At 74.6% G+C, this 18,509-nt stretch carries 21 protein-coding genes; 5 read left to right on the top strand and 16 right to left on the bottom strand.

Annotated features, from left to right (window positions below; all coding sequences use genetic code 11):
- Window positions 1-126: 126 nt before the first annotated feature.
- Entirely contained in the window at window positions 127-1,299 is a 1,173-nt protein-coding gene (locus tag JOE63_RS20240; protein WP_204543243.1) for a hypothetical protein, read from the top strand.
- Window positions 1,300-1,302: 3 nt separating this feature from the next.
- Here JOE63_RS20240 and JOE63_RS20235 read toward each other — a convergent pair whose 3' ends face one another.
- The 13 genes from JOE63_RS20235 to JOE63_RS20175 all read right to left on the bottom strand — a co-directional run bounded on the left by JOE63_RS20235 (window position 1,303) and on the right by JOE63_RS20175 (window position 13,701).
- Window positions 1,303-1,986, bottom strand: coding sequence for an SDR family oxidoreductase (locus JOE63_RS20235; RefSeq protein ID WP_204543242.1), 684 nt, complete (start codon window positions 1,984-1,986; stop codon window positions 1,303-1,305).
- Window positions 1,987-2,150: 164 nt separating this feature from the next.
- Complete coding sequence (locus JOE63_RS21535) at window positions 2,151-2,744, bottom strand: PASTA domain-containing protein (protein ID WP_204543241.1); 594 nt, start codon at window positions 2,742-2,744, stop codon at window positions 2,151-2,153.
- 114 nt (window positions 2,745-2,858) lie between these two features.
- Window positions 2,859-4,175, bottom strand: coding sequence for an NAD(P)/FAD-dependent oxidoreductase (locus tag JOE63_RS20225; RefSeq protein ID WP_244286287.1), 1,317 nt, complete (start codon window positions 4,173-4,175; stop codon window positions 2,859-2,861).
- A gap of 520 nt (window positions 4,176-4,695) precedes the next feature.
- The gene (locus JOE63_RS20220; RefSeq protein WP_307840266.1) at window positions 4,696-6,489 is read right to left on the bottom strand and encodes an AMP-binding protein; all 1,794 of its coding nucleotides are present in this window, start codon (window positions 6,487-6,489) and stop codon (window positions 4,696-4,698) included.
- Between the two features lie 52 nt (window positions 6,490-6,541).
- Window positions 6,542-7,609 (bottom strand): hypothetical protein, encoded by a 1,068-nt coding sequence (locus JOE63_RS20215; RefSeq protein ID WP_204543239.1) that lies wholly within the window; start codon window positions 7,607-7,609, stop codon window positions 6,542-6,544.
- The gene (locus JOE63_RS20210) at window positions 7,606-8,214 is read right to left on the bottom strand and encodes an ABC transporter ATP-binding protein (RefSeq protein WP_087470118.1); all 609 of its coding nucleotides are present in this window, start codon (window positions 8,212-8,214) and stop codon (window positions 7,606-7,608) included. Before JOE63_RS20210 ends, JOE63_RS20215 begins: the two co-directional genes overlap by 4 nt.
- Window positions 8,205-9,239, bottom strand: coding sequence for a peptidoglycan-binding domain-containing protein (locus JOE63_RS20205; protein ID WP_204543237.1), 1,035 nt, complete (start codon window positions 9,237-9,239; stop codon window positions 8,205-8,207). The genes JOE63_RS20210 and JOE63_RS20205 overlap by 10 nt, the downstream gene beginning before the upstream one ends.
- A complete protein-coding gene (locus tag JOE63_RS20200) occupies window positions 9,232-9,840 on the bottom strand; it encodes a hypothetical protein (RefSeq protein ID WP_204543235.1) in 609 nt (202 codons plus the stop codon). The genes JOE63_RS20205 and JOE63_RS20200 overlap by 8 nt, the downstream gene beginning before the upstream one ends.
- A gap of 79 nt (window positions 9,841-9,919) precedes the next feature.
- The gene (locus tag JOE63_RS20195) at window positions 9,920-10,204 is read right to left on the bottom strand and encodes a lactococcin 972 family bacteriocin (protein WP_157759484.1); all 285 of its coding nucleotides are present in this window, start codon (window positions 10,202-10,204) and stop codon (window positions 9,920-9,922) included.
- Window positions 10,205-10,330: 126 nt separating this feature from the next.
- Complete coding sequence (locus JOE63_RS20190; protein ID WP_204543233.1) at window positions 10,331-11,221, bottom strand: phosphotransferase; 891 nt, start codon at window positions 11,219-11,221, stop codon at window positions 10,331-10,333.
- Window positions 11,222-11,264: 43 nt separating this feature from the next.
- Complete coding sequence (locus tag JOE63_RS20185) at window positions 11,265-12,761, bottom strand: amino acid permease (protein ID WP_087470113.1); 1,497 nt, start codon at window positions 12,759-12,761, stop codon at window positions 11,265-11,267.
- A 103-nt stretch (window positions 12,762-12,864) separates the two neighbouring features.
- Window positions 12,865-13,152 carry a hypothetical protein gene (locus JOE63_RS20180; protein ID WP_087470112.1) on the bottom strand — a complete coding sequence of 96 codons (288 nt, stop codon included), beginning with the start codon at window positions 13,150-13,152 and terminating at the stop codon, window positions 12,865-12,867.
- Between the two features lie 3 nt (window positions 13,153-13,155).
- The gene (locus tag JOE63_RS20175) at window positions 13,156-13,701 is read right to left on the bottom strand and encodes a hypothetical protein (protein ID WP_204543231.1); all 546 of its coding nucleotides are present in this window, start codon (window positions 13,699-13,701) and stop codon (window positions 13,156-13,158) included.
- Window positions 13,702-13,863: 162 nt separating this feature from the next.
- Between JOE63_RS20175 and JOE63_RS20170 the strand changes: the two genes are divergently transcribed.
- Together JOE63_RS20170 and JOE63_RS20165 are read left to right on the top strand one after the other, a co-directional pair.
- The gene (locus JOE63_RS20170) at window positions 13,864-14,940 is read left to right on the top strand and encodes a C2 family cysteine protease (protein WP_204543229.1); all 1,077 of its coding nucleotides are present in this window, start codon (window positions 13,864-13,866) and stop codon (window positions 14,938-14,940) included.
- A 3-nt stretch (window positions 14,941-14,943) separates the two neighbouring features.
- On the top strand, window positions 14,944-15,219 hold the full coding sequence (locus JOE63_RS20165) for a hypothetical protein (RefSeq protein WP_087470109.1): 276 nt from the start codon (window positions 14,944-14,946) through the stop codon (window positions 15,217-15,219).
- 22 nt (window positions 15,220-15,241) lie between these two features.
- On the opposite strand, the gene JOE63_RS20160 is transcribed toward JOE63_RS20165, so the two are convergent.
- A complete protein-coding gene (locus JOE63_RS20160; protein WP_204543227.1) occupies window positions 15,242-15,862 on the bottom strand; it encodes a class I SAM-dependent methyltransferase in 621 nt (206 codons plus the stop codon).
- 89 nt (window positions 15,863-15,951) lie between these two features.
- On the opposite strand from JOE63_RS20160, the gene JOE63_RS20155 reads away from it, so the two are divergent.
- A complete protein-coding gene (locus JOE63_RS20155; protein ID WP_204543225.1) occupies window positions 15,952-16,716 on the top strand; it encodes an MOSC domain-containing protein in 765 nt (254 codons plus the stop codon).
- A 144-nt stretch (window positions 16,717-16,860) separates the two neighbouring features.
- The gene (locus JOE63_RS20150; RefSeq protein ID WP_204543223.1) at window positions 16,861-17,163 is read left to right on the top strand and encodes a hypothetical protein; all 303 of its coding nucleotides are present in this window, start codon (window positions 16,861-16,863) and stop codon (window positions 17,161-17,163) included.
- 64 nt (window positions 17,164-17,227) lie between these two features.
- On the opposite strand, the gene JOE63_RS20145 is transcribed toward JOE63_RS20150, so the two are convergent.
- Both JOE63_RS20145 and JOE63_RS20140 read right to left on the bottom strand, forming a co-directional pair.
- Window positions 17,228-17,785 (bottom strand): PH domain-containing protein, encoded by a 558-nt coding sequence (locus tag JOE63_RS20145; RefSeq protein ID WP_204543222.1) that lies wholly within the window; start codon window positions 17,783-17,785, stop codon window positions 17,228-17,230.
- Between the two features lie 65 nt (window positions 17,786-17,850).
- Window positions 17,851-18,498 (bottom strand): histidine phosphatase family protein, encoded by a 648-nt coding sequence (locus tag JOE63_RS20140; RefSeq protein ID WP_087470104.1) that lies wholly within the window; start codon window positions 18,496-18,498, stop codon window positions 17,851-17,853.
- Window positions 18,499-18,509: the final 11 nt, after the last annotated feature.

Genomic DNA, 18,509 nt, shown 5'->3' with positions numbered 1-18,509 from the left:
CGGCCCCGTCCGCGTCCGCGTCCGCGGTCGCGCGGCGTGCGCCGCGACGGGTCGGCGCGGTGGGCCCCGCCAGGTCTACGCTGGCCCGCGGTGCGCCGTCGGGAGGCGCGACGGACAGGGGGTCACGTGGCGAAGGAACCGTTCCTCTCGACGACGGACGACGAGCCGGGCGACGGGCCCGACCTGCCGGGCATGACGTCGGGCGACGAGCGCAGCACGCTCGCGCGGCTGCTCGGCGAGAAGCGTCTCCTGCGCGTGCCCAGCCTCCCCGCGGTGCCGCGACCCACGCTCCCGCGGCCGTCGTTCTCGCTGCCCGTCTCGCTCCCCGGCCGTCGTGCGCGGCGCGGCGACGTCGACCCGGCGCCCGAGGCGGCTCCCGAACCTGACCTCGACACCGCGCTCGAGGACGCGCTCGTCGAGGCGCTCGCGGACGACGGTGCCGTGGTCGACGGCGCGGTCGACGGTCCGCTCGACGACGCCGCGGACGACGCAGCGGACGGCGGCGCGTTCGACGAGGTCGTCGCGGAGTGGGTGCGGCGTGCGATCGCCGCCTATCCCCGGCCGTCGTACCCCCTCGAGCGGGAGTGGGACGTGTCGGTCCAGGGGGTCGTGCGGCTCGTCCCGTACGTGCCGCGGTTCGCGACGGCGCCGCTCGCGCTGCTCGACCGGTTCGGCGCCGTGACGATCGGGCCCCGGCGGGTGGGCCTCGACGGCAAGGACGTGGACTGGGACCGGGTCGTCGAGGTCCGCACCGCGCCCGCGTGGACGTGCCTCTCGGCCGAGGCGCTGGAGGTGAACCTCGCGCAGTACGTCGTGGCGCTTCCCCCGCTGCCCGGCCGCGCGTGGGTGCTGCGCAAGATCAGCGAGCTGCTGCTCTCGCTCTACCTCGCCGTGCTGCCGCCGGACGCGGACGGCGACGACGTCGTCGTCGACGCGCACGCGCTCTTCGGCGTGACCGGCGCCGAGGGAGGTGACGCGGACCAGCCCGACGGCGACGCGGACGCGGCCGACGCGGACGCGCGGCCGGACCCGATGTTCGACCGGGTGGTGACGCAGGTCGTCTACCGGCGGCGGTTCGGGACGGGCGAGGCGCAGGCGAGCACGACGTCCGTCCTGCTCCAGCTCGCGCTGCGCGGCGCGACGGACACGATCGTCCGCACGGCCGCGGAGCGCGGGGTCGAGGTCGTGCACGTGCGGGCGGAGGACACGAGCGTCGGGTCGGTCGTGGCGCGCGCGGCGACGTGGCGCCGCACGGCGCTCGACCTGCGTGCGCGCGTGGACCGGCGCCTCGGGCGCTGACGGCTACCGGTCGAGCGCCTCGAGGATCGGCGTGTGGCCCGCGGTGAAGCGGACGAAGCGGCCGACCGTCGCGGGGGTGCGCACGGCCTGCGCGACGACCATCGCGACGTCCGCGCGCGAGACCTGCGAGGCCGCGCCGCTCGGGACGTCGTCGGCGCCGTCGAGCCCGTCGGCACCGTCCCCGACGACGCGGATCGCGCCGGTCGGGTCGTCGTCGGTGAGCGTGCCGGGCCCGAGGATGGTCCAGTCGAGGTCGGTGCCGCGCAGGTGGTCGTCGGCGGCGAGCTTGGCGTCCGCGTAGGCGAAGAAGCTCGAGTCGGGGTCGACGCCGTGGTCGGGCACGGACCCGATCCACGACACCATGACGTATCGACCCGCCCCGGCGGCCGCGGCGGCGTCCATCGAGCGGCCCGCGGCGTCGCGGTCGACGGCGTAGGTGCGCTCCGGGCTCCCGCCGCCCGCTCCGGCGGACCACACGACGGCGTCGAACCCGCCGAGCGCGGCGGTGAGCTCGTCGACGGAGGAGTGCTCGACGTCGAGCAGGAGCGGCTCGCCGCCCAGGCGGCGGACGAGCGGGAGCTGTTCCTCGGCGCGCACGATCCCGGTCACGTCGGCGCCGTGGTCGACGAGGATCGGGACGAGCAGCCGGCCCACCTTGCCGTGGGCACCGACGAGGGCGATCTTCATGCGGCGGACTCCTGTCTGCTGGCGTCGAGATCGGCCCGAGCGGGCGAGATCGACCCCCGGGAGGCCGACCTCGAGACGGTCAGGCCGATCTCGCGGTGAGGATCCCACCGTGCTCTCCCGAGGCCGACGCCGCCACCCGGGACGGCGTCAGGGCGCGGGAAGCGTCAGGGGCACTGCCGCGCGTGGGGCGCCGCGGCGAGCGTCACGGTCGCCGACCCCCGGAGGAGGTCTCCGCCCGCAGGATCCTGGGCGCACACCGTCCAGCCGTTCGACGCACCCGGCAGGGTGCCCGCGCCCGGGTCGCGCGCATCGACCACGACGACGCTCGCGGCGCCGCGCTTCTCGAGGTCCGCGCGTGCCTGCTTGAGCCTGGTCTCCACGAGGTTCGGCATCGGGAACGCGGGCTCGATCTCGACCGAGACCTCGACACCGTCGGACCCGCCGGGCGGGACCGGGGCTCCCGGCCCGGTGGTCGGGGAGCCGGTGGGCTCGTCGGTGGGCTCGGTCGTGGGGCCGGTGGTGGGCGTCGCGGTCGGGATCGCGGTGGGCGACGGCGTCGGCGTCCCGGGACCGCCGGGCAGGGCCTCGGCGCGGCACCCGGCCAGCGCCGCCACGGCCACGGCGGCGAGCACGACGGCGCGCGCGCGTCGCGGCACCGCCAGGCCCGAGCGAGCCTCGCGATGCGCTCCGCGCTGCTGCGAGATGTCCTTCTGCGTCCGGCCCGTCGTCGTCGACGGTGCCGTCGTTCGTCCTGCCACCACACGTGCCCCCGGTTGCCCCTGCGAACTTCCCTGCGTCTTCGAGGGTACGTGACGGTCGTGGAGGCTGCGGCCGGGGGAGGCGTCGAGGGCGGGTGATCCCTGGAGCGGGCCTCAGCCGCGACCCGGAGCGGTGCGCTTGGGCGGCCGGACGGTCGGGACGTCGCCGACGATGGGGATCGGGCGGCGGTGGAACGGGAACCCGTAGCGCGTGACCAGACCGGCGAGCGTCGTCAGCCGGTTGCGCGGCCCGATGAGCCCCATGATGTGGACGAACAGCCACGCGAGCCACGCGACGCCGCGCGTGAGCCGCAGCCTGCCCACGACCTCGGCGATGGCCGCACGCCGCCCGATGACCGCCATGGTGCCCTTGTCGAAGTACCGCAGGGACGTCGTCGGGCGCCCGGCGAGCAGCGCCTCGATGTTGCGCGCGACCTGCGCACCCGCCTGGATCGCGGGCTGCGCGAGCTGCGGCAGCCCGGCCGGGGAGACCGCGATGTCACCGGCCGCGAACACGCCCGGCAGGCCCTCGACCTGCAGGTCGTCGCCGACGACGACGCGCCCGCCCTCGCCGCGCGGCAGACCCCAGTCGTCGACCTCCTCGTGCGGGTGGACGCCCGCCGACCAGACCGTGAGGTCGGAGCGGATGCGCGTGCCGTCGGTGAGCACGACGGCGTCCGGCAGCACCTCGGCGACCCCGGCCCCCAGGTGCAGACCGACGCCGCGGCGGCGCAGCTCGTCGGCCGCGTACCGGCGCAGCTTCGGGTGGAAGGACTTGAGCACCTCGCCGCCGCGCTGGACGATCTTCACCTCGAACGCGTCGCCGTGGATCTCCGGGTAGGCGGGGCGCAGGCCCGCGGTGCGCAGCTCGGCGAGCGCCCCCGCGACCTCGACGCCCGTCGCGCCGCCGCCCACGACGACGACGCGCAGCCCCTCGTCGGTCCCGGGGTTCGCCGCCGCCTTCTCGAGCCGGATGAACAGGGTGTCGCGGATCTTCATCGCCTGGGACCGCGAGTACATGGGGAACGAGTTCTCCTTGGCGCCCGGGGTGCCGAAGAAGTTGGCCGTGACGCCGTTCGCGACGACGAGGTAGTCGTAGTCGACCCACTCGTCGTTGAGCAGGCGGATGCGCCGACCCTCGTGGTCGATGCCGACGAGGTGCTCGTGCACGACCCGCACGTTCTTCTGCTGGAGCCGCAGCCCGCGCAGGAAGTAGGTGACGTCGCCCGGGTTCAGGCCGCCCGTCGCGACCTGGTAGAGCAGCGGCTGGAACGTGTTGTAGACGCGCCGGTCCACGAGCGTCACACGCACGGGTGCTTTCGCGAGCCCCTTGACGACGGCGAGACCGGCGAACCCGGCGCCGACCACCACGACGTGCGGCAGCGGGTCGGGGTCCGCCGGACCAGGCGCAGCGGTGACGGGCTCGGGCACGGGGCCTCCTCGGGGCGACGGGGTGGGAGAGCGCCGGTGCCCGCCCGCCTGCGTCGCGGACGTCGCCGACGACGTCTGCCAGGTTACGGCGAACCCCGCCCCCGCGCCGAACGGCCGGCCGTGGTCCCCGAGGTAGAGCCGTGGTCTGCCGAGGTAGAGCCGTGGTTGCGCGAGGTAGAGCCGTGGTTGCGCGAGGTAGAGCCGTGGTTGCGCGAGGTAGAGCCGTGGTTGCGCGAGGTAGAGCCGTGGTTCCTGTGCCCGACGGCGTGTGGTCGCCCTGGGTGGTCGGGGTGGGTGGTGGTGCCGCGTCTTCCATCCGCCGCTCGTTCCTCGCGGCTCCCGCCAGGCCCGCCACGACGCGGCACCACCACCCACCCCGCCCGACGTCGTCTCACCCTGGTCCTTACTCACCCGGGCACCCGCAGGCCCCGCACGACCTGGGTTCTCCTTCGGCGGACCACGGCTCTACTCCGGCCGACCAGGGTTCTCCCTCGGCAGTTGCCGGGTCGGGGCGGGGGTGTCAGGCGCGGTGGTGCTCGACGTCGTCGCGGCCCAGGAGGTCCTCGCGGACGACGCGGCGCAGGACCTTGCCGATCTGGGAGCGCGGCAGCTCCGGCACGACGGCGAGCGTGCGGGGCAGGGCGTAGCGGGCCAGGCGCTTCTCGCCCCACTCGCGCACGGCGGCGAGGTCGACGCGCGGAGGCGAGGCCGCGTCCGCGTCGTCGAGCACGACGACGGCGGCGACGTGCTCGTCGGAGCCGTTGCCGGGGACGCCGACGACCGCGACGTCCCGGACGCCGGGCATCCCGCGCAGGTGGTCCTCCACCTGGGAGGGGTACACCTTGAACCCGCCGGTGACGATCATCTCCTTGATGCGGTCGACGAGCGTGACGAGGCCGGCGTCGGGGCCGTCGAGCGCGACCCGGACGACGTCGCCGGTGCGCAGCCAGCCGTCGTCGAGGAGCTGGTGCGCGGTCTCCTCGGGGCGGTTCCAGTAGCCGCGGAACACCTGCGGGCCGCGGACGAGCAGCTCGCCGCGCACGGTGCGCGGCGCGGCGGGGTCGTCGGTGGGCTCGGGGTCGGCGTCGCGCAGGTTCCCGGCGTCGAGCGCGTCGGCGTCGACCACGCGGATCTCGGTGCTGGGGAAGGGGAGGCCGAGCGTGCCGGGGCGGCGGTCGTCCGAGCAGGGGTTGCCGAGCGAGATCGGGGAGGTCTCGGTCATGCCGTAGCCCTCGATGAGCAGCCCGCCCGTCGCGTCCTCCCACCGCCGCGCGGTCTCGGCGGTGATCGGCATGGCGCCCGCGAACGCGAGGCGGATCGAGGTGAGGTCGCCGCCCGCGCCCGGCGCCGCGCCCGCCGCGATGACGATGCGGTCGAACATGGGCGCGACGCCCGGCAGGAACGTCGCGGGGCGGCGCGCCTGCGCGGCGACGAACGCCTGGGGGTCGAACTTGGGGAACGCGACGAGCGTCGCGCCGATGCGCGCGGGCAGGGTGAGGCAGAACGTCAGCCCGAACGCGTGGAAGAAGGGCAGCACGCCGTAGACGGTCTCGGCGCCCTCCTCGAACGTCGCCCACGCCTGGCCCTGCTCGACGTTCGCGACGAGGTTGCGGTGCGTGAGCACCGCGCCCTTGGGGGTGCCCGTGGTGCCGCCGGTGTACTGGAGGAGCGCGACGTCGTCGGCGCCCGGGTGGGGGAGCGCCGGCGGGAGAGCACGTGCCCGGCGCACGAGGTCGTGCCAGTCGGGGACGCCGGCGGGCACGGGGCCGCGCAGCGCGTCGCGCTGGGCCCGGGCGCGGGCGACGGGCAGGCGCAGCGCGAGGCGGCTCCCGCGGGGCAGGTCGCGCGCGATGTCGAGGCCGACGACCGTGCGCAGGCCCGGCGTGTGCGCGCGGGCCTCGAGCACGGCAGGGACGGTCTTGGTCCACACGACGGCGACGCTCGCCCCGGAGTCGGCGAGCTGGTGGGCGAGCTCGTCGGCGGTGTAGGTGGGGTTGTGCTCGACGACGACGGCACCGAGACGCTGGACGGCGTAGAACGCGACGACGTGCGACGTGCCGTTGGGCAGCACGAGCGCGACGCGGTCGCCGTGGCGCACCCCGAGGTCGTGCAGGGCGCTCGCGGCGCGCTCGACCTGCGCGACGAGCCGGGCGTAGGTCGTGGTCGCGCCGAAGAAGTCGACCGCGACGCGGTCGGGCCAGCGCTCGGCCGCGCGGTAGAGGGCGGCCGTGACCGGCTCGTCGGGGACCTCGACGTCCGTCGGGACGCCGGGGGCGTAGCGGTCGGTCCACGGCCTCGTCGCCAGAGTGTTCACTACGCCACCGTAACCTACGGTTGCGTAGGTTGTGTGTGCGGCCCGGGAGCGGTCATCGGTCCTTCGCGTAGGCGAACAGGTGCCTCTCGCGCGTCGTCGCCAGCGCGACGACAACGCCTGTCGCGCCACCGACCAGCACGGACAGGACCACGCGCGTGCCGAGTACCGCTCCGACCAGCAGGTCACCGTCGCGGCCGAACCAGGCGAGCGAGAGCGCCATCCCGACCGCCGTCGCCGGAGCCGTCCAGAACGTCGACTCCAGCGCCACGATCGTCCACAGGTCGCGTCGTCGCATCCCGTCGTGGAGCGCCGTGGCGAGCTCCACCCGCCGAGCACGGACGGCGACGAACGCGACCACGGCGGCGACCAGGCCGACGAGGAGCCCTCCGAACCGGGTGACGCGCTCTCGGTACAGGCCGGCACCGTCGAACTCGGCACCCAGGGTGGGGTTGAGCTGCTGCACCTGGGGGACGTCGTCGGCGTCACCGCCGGGCCGGAGCACCGTGAAGAGCAGGGGGTTCAGGTCCGTGGTCAGCGGCCACGCCTCGACCCAGCACTCGTCGAACGGTGCGTCGGTCCCGGTGACGCCGACGGCGAGGTACCCGTAGCCGTCGCGTCGTCCGTCGCGCGGGTAGACGTAGGTGCCCGCCAGGCGGGACGCCCCGGTCGTCGTCGCGAGGCGGTCGCCGACGGTGGTGCCGAGCGTCGTGGCGGCGTCGGCGGCCAGGATCAGCCCCGGTCCACCGTCGGTCGTGGCGCCGACCACGGACGCGAACCCCGGGCTCGCGTCCGCGACCGGCATGGGCGCACCCGGCAGCGCGACGGCGGCGACGGACTCGCCGGGCCGGAGGGTGAGCGCACCGGCAGCGTGCACGCCGGGCAGGTCGCGCAGCGACTCGCACCGCGCGCCGTCGACCCGGCCCGGCGCCGAGATGGTGAGGACCGAGGCGCCAGCGGCCCGGAAGGCCGCGGCCTGCCGCTCGAGCGCCGCCACGGTCGAGATCTCGGCGCTCGACGCGATCACCACCAGGCCGGTCAGCACCAGCGCCAGGGTGACGGACCTCGCCGTCCCGGTGGAGGTGTTGCGCCACGTCTCGCGGAGGATCGAGCGCAGCCTCATGCGGCGGCGTGGAGCGTCAGGTCGACGTGGTCCGAGCACGAGTCCCGGGTCGCGACGTCGTGGGTCGCGACGACGATGATCGTCCCGGGCGAGCGCAGGGCGCCGAGCGACTCGTTGACGGTGCGGGCGGTCGGCAGGTCGAGCTGCGCGGTCGGTTCGTCGACGAGCAGGAGCCCGGGTTCGGACGCGATGGCTCGTGCCAGCATCAGACGCTGTGCCTCGCCTCCCGAGAGGCGGCGGAACTGTTGCTGCGCGACGCCCTCCAGCCCGAACCTGCCCAGGAGCTCGACGGATCGACGCTCAGCCTCCTGCGGGCGCAGGCCGCGCACGAGCAGGGGGAGGACGACGTGATCGAGCGCCGTGCGCCGAGGCGTCCCGTGAGGGTTCTGGAACACCCAGCCGGTGCGCCCGACGCCGTCTCGGTGGACGGCACCCGCGCGGGGAGTCTCCCACCCGGCGAGCAGGCCGAGCAGGGTGCTCTTGCCCGACCCCGACGGGCCGGTGAGCGCGTACGTGCGACCTGGCCGCAGGTCGAGCTCGAGCCCGCGGAAGAGCCATGGTCGCCCGGGGAAGTGGTGCCCGAGGCCGGTCGCCGTCACGCGCACGGGGCGTCCCGTCGGGGCGAGGTGTCCACGGCGGGAGGCGGCGCGTCGTCGAACAGGACGAACGTCTGCCCGAGCTCGGACCCCACGACTCGCAGCGGGTGGGGCACGGCGTCCGTGGTCACGCACGTCGTGCCGTCCGGCGCCGTGAGCACCGCTGAGGGTGGGACGACCGACACGTCGACCGGTTGCGCCAACCGCAGCTGGCCGACGGGGGCCTCGTCCCCCGTGCCGACCTGTTGGAGCGAGGGTGCCGCGTCGAGCTGGGAGAGGAGTCCCGGGTCGGTGATCGGGCTCTGCGGCTCGATCGCGACGTCGATCCCGTCGACCCGGAGCGTGCGCGCGCCGGCGACGAGGTCGGACGGTGCGTCGTCACGGAGGGCGACGCTCGTGAGCGTGCCGGGCGTGGTGACGATCTCGGCACCCGCCTCGAGCGGACCGCCCGTCGAGACCGAGCATCCCGCCACGACGACCGAGGGCGCGGGGATCCAGAGGAAGCGCTCGCGCGAGACGGACGTGAGGGACGTGGGATCGCCGAGGCCGTCGAGGAGGTCCTCGACGGCCCGCAGCGTCTTCGTGCCGAGCGTGCCGGTCACCTCGACCGTGTGCCCCAGGCGCGTCAGCTCCTCCTGGAGCGCTCGCACGTCGTTGCCCTGCGCGCCCACGGGAAGGTCTCGCCACAGGGGAAGGGTGGTCGCGAGCACGACGACGGGCGCGTCGTCGAGCCAGAGGGGCGCGGTGCCGGACTCGAGCGTCGTACCGGGGCGGCAGTCGAAGCGGGTGACGAGGCCGGAACCGGGAGACGTCAGGGCGGACTCCTCGCCGCGGGAGACCTCGAGCCGGACGGAGCGCACGTCGTCGAAGGTCGCGCTCTGGACCGGGAAGCTCGTGACCGGGCTCGGCGACCGGAGCGGTACCGGGACGGCCGGGGACGTCCACGCGGCACCGAGAGCGGTCCCGACGGCGACGAGCGTCAGGGCGCCGACCGCCCACAGGCCTGCCTTGGCAGGGCTGGGGCGCTCACTCACCGGCCAGGCCGAGCGGGTCGCTCGAGCACGTCGTCAGTGCGTCCCGGACCTCGGTCGTCAGAGCAGCGAGGTCCGAGAACCGGCCCTCCATGTCGGCGAGGTAGTCGTCCGCCGAGTAGCCGGCGGGCGCGACCCCCTTGCCGACCAGGCACTCGGCCATGATCGTGGGGACGTCGAGGTTCTGCGGGTTCTGCGCCATGATGTCGTGCAGGGCTCCGACGGTGTCGGCGCCCGACTCCCGCTCGCAGGTCTTCACGACCTCGTACGGGTCGCCGCCACCGGGGAGGGGCGAGGCCTCGTACGAGCCGTCGGGCTCGAAGCCGGAGAACGTCACGCCCTCGCCCTCGAGGCACGTGCGGAACTTCTGCTCCATCTCCGCGTACTCCGCGTCCGTGATCTCTTCGTCGGCGATCGCCTGACGGGCGAACTCGGACTGGCTGTCGGCGTAGAACGCGGCGAACTCGGCCGCGTACGGCCCGTCGAACGGCGGGACGTCGACGGCGTCCCCCGACGACCCGGTCGGGCCGCAGCCCGCGACGAGGAGCGACGTCACGGCGACGAGGGCGGTGACCGAGAGACGGACGAACGGGTGCGGAGTCAAGGTTCTCCTCGGGCGTGGTGCGGTGAGCGGTGACGGGCCAGGGTGCCGTCGACGGCGGCCGACGGCACCCGGCCGGGTGCTACGCGACGTCGTAGTACGCCTTGTTCCCGAACAGTCGGACCTCGTCCCACTGGTAGGACGTGGTGTTCGCCCGGTGCCAGCCCGAGCTGCGCAGGCCGTTCTGCCCGTAGGTCGAGGACTTGTGGATCAGGCTGGGGTGGTAGTAGTGCGACCAGACGTCCTTGGTGTCCGCACCGTGGTCCCACCGGCCCCCGACGGACGGGTAGCTGATCGCCGCGCCCGCAGGGCCGGCTGCTCCGAGCGTGACGCCCAGGACGAGCGTCGCGGACAGGACCGTGGTCATGATCTTTCTCATCAAATCCCCCAAAACGGTTGGTTGGTCAGGAGGTGTCTAGCGTTCCGCCAAGGCGCTCGCCGACGTGTCCGTGATCCGAGACGCTGGGGTCCGCCGCCGGTCTGCTCGTGCTCGTCAGCCTGCCAGGGCGCGGTCGAGCGCCGCACGCCCCGCGGGCCCCCAGTGGGCCTTGCCGCCGGGCAGGCCGCGGTCCCCGTTCTGCCCCATGAGCAGGAGGAAGAGGGCCTTGAGCGCCGCCAGCCCGCGGGCGCGCAGGACCGTCGCCTCGTCCGCTCGCGCGTACGAGTCGAAGAACCGCGCGGCGGTGCCGGCGGGCAGCAGCACCCAGGCGGCGGCGAGGTCCCACGCCGGGTCGCCCGCGAACAGGTCGCCGAAGTCCACGACCCCCGCGAGCGTCCCGTCCGCGACGACGACGTTCGCGGGGTGCAGGTCCCCGTGCACCCACACGGGCGGTCCTGCCCACGCGGGGGCCGCGACGGCGTCGTCCCAGACGGACCGGACGGCGGCGGCGTCGTCGGGGGCGACGGCGCGCAGGAACCCCTCGAAGCCGTCCGTGGCGTCGCGGGGGTGGGCGCCCCGGTCCGTGGGCGTCGGCGCGTCGGCGGGCGCCGGGACGTGCAGGGCGCGGAGGAAGCCCGCCAGAGCGTCGGCGGCGTCCGCGCCCCGGGTGATCGTGCCGTGGTCCAGCGGCTCGCCGGGGACCCAGGTCATCACGGTCCAGTGCCGGGGGAGGCGCGCGGACGGCTCGCCGTGCCGCACCGGGACGGGCACGGGGAGCGGGAGGCGCGGGGCGAGGACGGGCAGCCACCGTCGTTCCTTGAGCTGGGGCTCCGGCGTCGGGTCCCTGCGCTGCACGCGCACGGCCAGGTCGTCGCCGAGCCGCCACATCTGGTTCCCCCAGCCGCCCGCGACCTCGCGGAGCGGCAGCCCGGCGAGGTCCGGGTGCTGCGCCGCCAGAGCCGCGCGGACGAGGTCGGCGGTGATCGCGGTCTCCGTGGCGCTCATGCGCGCCCACGGTACCTCGGGGGCGACACCGACGCGGCGGCACCTACGCGGCGACGTCGCCCTTCAGGGAGTCGCGCCCCGCGACGGAGTGCCGGTAGCCGTAGAACGCGTAGATCACCAGGCCCACGACGACCCAGCCGAGGAAGCGGAGCCACGTGAGCGTCGTGAGGTTGGCCATGAGCCACAGGCACGCGACGCCGGACACGATCGGCAGCACGGGCGACCACGGCACCTTGAACGAGCGCTGCAGGTCGGGGCGCGAGCGGCGCAGGATCGGGATGCCGAAGCTCACGAGGACGAACGCCGAGAGCGTCCCGATGTTGATCATCTCCTCGAGCAGCTCCACCTGGGACAGCCCGGCGATGAGCGCCACGACGATCCCCACGCCCACCTGCAGGCGGATCGGCGTGTGGTACCGGTGCGAGGTCCGGGAGATGCCGCGAGGGAGCAGGCCGTCGCGGCTCATCGCGAAGACGACGCGCGTGAGCCCGAGCAGCAGCACCATGATCACCGTCGTCAGCCCGATGAGGATGCCGACGGAGATGACCCGTCCGGCCCAGTCGGCGCCCACGAGGATGAACGCCGTCGTCAACGAGGGCGCGTCGGACTCCGCCAGCTCGGTGTACGACACCATGCCGGTCACGACGAGCGTCACGAGGATGTACAGGACCGTGACGATCGCGAGGCCGCCGAGGATGCCGCGCGGGAGCGTGCGCTGCGGGTCCTTGGCCTCCTCGGCCGTGGTCGCGACGACGTCGAACCCGATGAACGCGAAGAACACGAGCGCGGCGCCTGCGAGCAGGCCCATGACGCCGTACGTCGTGGGCTCGAGCCCCGTGAGGAAGCCGACGAGCGGCTGCTCGAGCGCCGACTGCTCCGGCGCGGGCTGGGCGGGCGGCACGAACGGCGAGTAGTTCGACGCGTCGACGAAGAAGAACCCGACGACGATGACGAACAGCGTGATGCCGACCTTGATGACCGTGAACACGCTGTTGACGCGCGTGCTGAGCTTGGTGCCGATCGCGAGCAGCGTGGTGAACACCGCGACGATGAACACCGGCCCCCACTCGAGGTCGACGGGGCCGATCGGGATCGTCAGCGGGAGGTCGATGCCGAACAGCCCGAACGCGTCGCCCAGGTACACGCCCCAGAACTTCGCGATCACCGCCGACGCGAGCAGCATCTCGAGGATGAGGTCCCACCCGATGATCCACGCGACGAGCTCGCCCATGGTCGCGTAGGAGAACGTGTACGCCGACCCGGCGACGGGGATCGCGGACGCGAACTCGGCGTAGCACATGACGGCGAGCGCGCACACGATCGACGCGATGACGAACGAGACGATGACGCTCGGTCCCGCGTAGTTCGCGGCGGCCGTCGCGCCGACGGAGAAGATCCCTGCGCCCACCGCGACCGCGACCCCCAGGACCGCGAGGTCCCAGGTCGTCAGGCTGCGCTTGAGCGACCGCTCCGGGTCGTCGATCGCCGCGAGCGAGTCCTCGACGGACTTGCGGCGGAACAGGCCGGTCCTCGTGGCCACGGGTGCGCCTCCCCGGCGTCGGTGACAGGTCCGTCCATTGAACCGGTCCCGCGCCCACGTCGCGCGGCGGGCGGCCCGGCCTCCCGCCCGGGTCCTGCGACCGTCAGGCCGGGTGCCAGCGTGCTCCCCACCGGCGGGTCAGGCGGCCGCCCGACGTCGCGGCGTGCGCGCGCACCCCGGCCTCGACCGCGTCGGCCACGTCGTGCGCGGCCGCGTCGGTGTCGGCGAGGAAGCGGACGGTCACGCGGGCCTCGCCGCGCACGACGCCGACGTCGTACGCCTCGACCGTGGTCAGGTCGCGCGCCGCGGCCGCGGCGGCGGGCAGCACGGCCTCGGGGTCGGCGCCCGGGCGCAGCAGGCCCACGGCGAGGGTCACGCGGTACGACGGCACGACTCAGCCGAGCTCCGGCAGCCCGGCCTCGTCGCACGGGTCGAGGTCGACCGGGCCGGACACGTCGAGGCGGACCAGGTCGCCGTCGGCGGTGACGCGGACCGACCATCCCGCCGGGTCCTCGGCCTCGACGGAGGCGGACCCGCCGTGCTCCGCCTCGACGACGTCGGACGGCTCGCCGAACCCGTGCTCGTCGAGCACCGGGGCGAGCGCGTCGGCGACGTCGGCGAGCCGGTCGTAGCCCTCGCCGCCCGCGCGCGTGGTGCTCGCGTCGGGGAGGAAGACGACGCAGCGGCCGTCGTCCTGCGCCGTCGCCGAGGCGCTGCCGTCGTCGGCCCAGCCGTCCGCGCCGTAGACGTCCTCGACGGCGGCGAGGACGTCCTGCCGGGTCTGTTCGTATCCCGTGACGGCGTCCGGGGCGGGCGGCGGCTCCGCCGGCTCGGCGTCGCCGCCGCACGCGGAGAGCACGGCGAGCGCGCCCAGCGCGAGCACCGCCCCCGCGGTCCGCGTCGTCGCGCCCCGGCGCCGTGTCGTGGCCTGCTCCATCATGCTCCCCCTCGGTCGTCGCGTGCGTCGTCCGCGGGGGACGCTACCAGCGCGCACCGACGCGAGGTCAGAGGTGCGGCCCGCGCGGGGATGGGGAGCGCGCACCATGGACCGGCGTGGGCGGACGGCGGTACCGTCTCGGCGACCTGCGGGCGAGGGGGAGACATGAGCGGGATGTACGGGGCGGACGTCGCACAGCTGCGACAGCTCGGACAGCGGTTGTCCGAGGCCGCCGACAGGTTGACGACGCTGCGCGGCGAGCTCGACGCGCTGGTGACGTCCAGCCCCTGGGAGGGGCCGGACGGCGACGCCCTGCGCGGCGAGTGGTCCACGTCGCACGCACCGGCCGTCGCGGCGGTCGGGGCGGTCCTCGGCGACGCCGCGACCGCCGTCGTGCGCCAGGCGGACCAGCAGGAGAGCGCCAGCACCGACGGCGCCGGCGGATCCGGCGCCGGCGGATCCGGTGGAGGCTCCGGCGGGTACGGCGGCGACCGTGGCACGCCGGGGGAGGACGGCGACCGGCCCGGCGACCCGGACCTCACCGACGACCTCGGCGACTACGAGGACGTCCCGCCGATCGACCTCGAGAACGAGGACTTCTCGATCGACGACATCAACCAGGGCCAGGTCGGGGACTGCTGGTTCCTCGCCGGCCTGGGCGCCGTCGCGACGACCGACCCGGAGTTCCTGCGCGAGCACATCAGGCTCAACGACGACGGCACGTACACCGTGACGATGTACAAGGACGGCGAGCCGGTCGAGATCGTCGTGGAGCCGACGGTGCCGGAGAACGGCGTCGGCGGTCAGAACGGCGAGCCGAACTGGGTGTCGATCTACGAGAAGGCGGCGGCAGAGTACTTCGGCGGCGACTACGAGGACATCGACGGCGGGCACTCCGACGACGCGTTCGAGGCCATCACGGGCCGTCCGGCCGAGCGGTCGGGCGAGCTCAGCCTGTCCGACATCCAGGACCGGCTGAAGGACGGACCGGTCGCGGTGGGCACCGAGGACGACGACGCGTTCTGGTGGTGGGAGGACGAGGTCGACGACAGCCGCATCGTCCCCAACCACGCGTACGTCGTCACCGAGGTCAAGGAGGTCGACGGCGAGATGAGGATCCACGTCGTCAACCCGTGGGGGCCCGGGGGCGGCATGCTGGACGGCGAGCAGAAGGTCGGCGACCTCTGGCTCACCGAGCAGGAGTACAAGGAGAACTTCGACTCCGTCTACTCGGGAGGCTGACGCATGGCAGGCAACGACGAGGTGCGCCGGGCGCGCGTGCCCCAGGGAGCGCAGGCGGAGTTCGCCGACGTGCGGGTGGGCGTCATGCGCGTCGGGGTCGGCGCCGGGCGCGCGCTCGCGCAGCTCGCGGTTCGCTCGCCGCGCGGCGAGGACGTCCTGCGGGCGGACCTCGGGGACGCGATCGACCTGCACGGCGCGGGCATGCTCCACGTCGACGACGTGGAGGGCGAGCCGGGGAGCTCGGGCGGGGCCGTGACGTTCACGTTCACGCCCGCCTGAGCCGCGCCGTCGGCCCGGGCGCTCAGCCCGCCGCGCCGGCGGCGAGCACGGCGACGAGGAAGTCGGCGTCCGGGGTCCACGGGCGCAGGTCCCACGTCGCGAGGGCGACGTCGAGGTGCAGCCCCGCCTCCGCGGCGTCGGCGAGGAACCGCTCGGGCGGGTAGCCGCGCCCGGTGCCGAAGCCGACGACGGCGCGACCGTCCGGGGCGAGGTGCGCCCGGAAGCGGCGCAGGACCTCGACCTCGGTGCCCGGCGCGAGGAACGTCACGACGTTGCCCGCGCACACGATCACGTCGAACGGCTCGGCGACGCCCTCGGCGGGCAGGTCGAGCTCGGCCAGGTCGCCCACGCGCCAGTCGGGCCCCGGGTGGTCGGCGCGCGCGGCCTCGACCAGCACCGGGTCGACGTCGACCCCGACGACCGTGTGGCCGCGCGCGAACAGCTCCGCGCCGACCCGCCCCGGCCCGCACCCCGCGTCGAGCACCCGCGAGCCCCGGGGCAGCATGGCGTCGACCAGCCGGGCCTCGCCCGCGAGGTCGGCGCCGCGCGCGGCCATCGCCCGGAAGCGTTCGACGTACCAGGTGGAGTGCGACGGGTCGGCGGCGGTCTTCTGCTCCCAGCGCGAGGGACGGGTGGCGCTCATGCCACCGACGCTACCCGTGCGGGGTGAGACCGGTCCCGTGACCTTGGTCCCCGGTGTCCTGGGCCACCTCGCGCTGAGAGAATCGAGGGATGTCTCCCGCTGCACCGTCCGCCTCGCCGACCGACCTCCCCGCGTCTCACGGCACCGCGCCCGTGACCGCCCTCGCCTCCAGCGCCCCGACGGGCGAGGTCCTCGCGGTGTGCCGCGTGCACGCCCTCCTGCCCGACGCCGGCCCGGTCGGCGTGACGGCGATCGACAAGCGGCCCGTCGACGGGCCGGTGAAGGTGCGACGCCTCGGTCTCTACGCCGACCTCCAGGCCGACCGTGCGAACCACGGCGGTGAGGAGCAGGCCGTCTACGCGTACGGGCAGGACGACACCGACTGGTGGGTCGGGCAGCTCGAGCGCGAGATCCCGCCGGGCCTGTTCGGAGAGAACCTGCGCGTGCGGGGCATCCCCGTGAGCGGGGCGGTCGTGGGGGAGCGCTGGTCCGTGGGCTCTGCGCTGCTGGAGGTGACCCTGCCCCGCACGCCGTGCTCGACGTTCGCGCGGCGGCTCGGCGAGGACAAGTGGGTCAAGCGGTTCACCGCCGCGAACCGGACGGGTGCGTACCTGCGGGTCGTGCGCAACGGCGAGCTGCGGGCGGGGGACGCGGTGACGGTCTGCTACCGGCCCGAGCACGGCGTGACCCTCGCCGACTGGTTCGGGGCGTGGAACGCGCGCGGCGCGGACCCGGAGCGCGCGGCGGGGATCGCGCGCCGGCTCCTCGTCGCGCACCTCGAGGGCGACATCCGGCTGTCCGACGAGCTGCGTGCCCGCGCCGAGATCGCCGCCGGGCGGCGCATCGAGGACTGAGCAGGCGCGCGTCCCACCTGCGGCGACGCCGGAGGGAGCGTCGTGGCGGCGAATTCATGCGGGCCGCTGACAAACTGGCGCTGCTCCACTACGCTCCTGCTGAGCGCTCACTCGTATCAATGTCGATCAAGCAGGGAGCACGACATGAAGAAGTTCCTCAGCGCCGCCCTCGTGGCAGGTCTTCTCGCGACCGGAGCCGTCGCCGTCACGGCGCCGGCCGCGTCCGCCGCGGTCGTCGGCTGCCGCGTCAACGGCCCCACCATGAACGGGGCGACGGCGAGCGTCACGAACCTCAGCTGCACGAGGGCGCGCGTCGTCGTGAAGTACGTCTCCAACGGTCAGGTCAAGGTGGCGTACGGCGCCTGGGCGACCAAGGGCGGCGTCTCGCGCGCGAGCGCGCCGTCGGTCAGCTCGATCGTCTCCGTCTCCGCGGACGGCGGTCTCTGACCTCTCGCGGCAGTACGTGCGGCCCGCCGACGACCACCCTCCCGGGAGTCGGCGGGCCGTGCTGTCAGCGCTCCGCGCGCGGGATGCGGGGGGCGCGCGGGCCGCGCGGCGGCTCGTTCGGCGGCCACTCGCCGTCGTCGGAGCCGTCGTCGGCCGTGAAGAGCAGGTCGTGCAGGCGGACCTGCACGTTCTCGACGTCGGGGACGTCGTGCAGGTTCAGGCCCGGCTTGTCGGTCGCGTCGGAGATGACGAGCGTCCCGCAGCCGAAGATCCGGTCGATCGGGCCCTTCTCGTAGTTCACGTCGTTGATCCGGTACAGCGGGATGTCCCGCCCGGTGCGCGTGATGATGCCCGAGCGCATCGCGATGCGCTTGTTCGTCACGGTGTACTCCGTGGTCCGCCAGCGCAGCCACGGCACGAACACCCAGACGACCGCAGCGACGAGGGCGAGGCCCGCGACGACCCAGCGGACGACGTCGTTCGGGACGAGCACGACCGTCACGACGACCGCCGCGACGAGGACGAGGAGCAGCACGAACGGCCAGAACAGGGCCTTCGCGTGCTCCTTGAGCTCCATGACGACGTGCTCGCCCTCGGTGAGGTGCTTCTCGCTCAGACCCATGGGCAGCATCGTGCCACCTCGCGGTCCGCACGGGGAGGGTCGTCCCGCCGGTCGGCCGGCCGGGTTCAGCCCTGTGCCGAGAGGTTCCAGCCCTCGACCGTGCGCAGCCCGTGCCCGTAGCCCAGCAGGCAGATCGCGGCCGTGCCGAGCTCGAACCGCGCGCCCAGCGCCGGGTCGACCCCGAGCCACACGGTCGCGAGGACGCGGAGCAGGTGCCCGTGCGCGAACAGGACGACGTCGTCGCCGCCCTGCAGGACCGGCTCGACGCGTCCGAGCACGCGCCCCGCCCGGGCGGCGACGTCGGCGAGCTCCTCGCCACGGTGCCCGTTCGCGGCGGCGAGCACGTTCACGCCGTCGCGGAAGATCAGCCACTCGTGGCCCAGCTGCTCGCCGACCGCGACCGCGGTCCGGCCCTCGACGGGCCCGTAGTCCCACTCGGCGAGGTCGTCGTCGGTCTCGGCGTCGGGGAACCCGGCCAGGTCCGCGGTGCGCCGGGCGCGCTGGCGCGGGCTCGAGAGCACGACGGCGGGGCGTCGTCCCCGGCGGTCCGCCCACCGTTGCAGCCACACGCCCGCCGCGACCGCCTGCTGCTCTCCCGCGACCGTGAGCGGGATGTCCGACCGGCCGGTGTGCCGACCGCTCGCGCTCCACTCCGTCTCGCCGTGGCGCACGAGGACGAGCTGCGGGTCGGGCGTGGTGTCGGTCGCGGTCACGGGTCGGCCTT

This window comes from Cellulosimicrobium cellulans, from assembly GCF_016907755.1.
In the GTDB taxonomy this organism is placed as follows: domain Bacteria; phylum Actinomycetota; class Actinomycetes; order Actinomycetales; family Cellulomonadaceae; genus Cellulosimicrobium; species Cellulosimicrobium cellulans_D.
The sequence above is the reverse complement of the archived record's forward strand: the minus strand, read 5'-3'. Positions and strand labels throughout refer to the sequence as shown.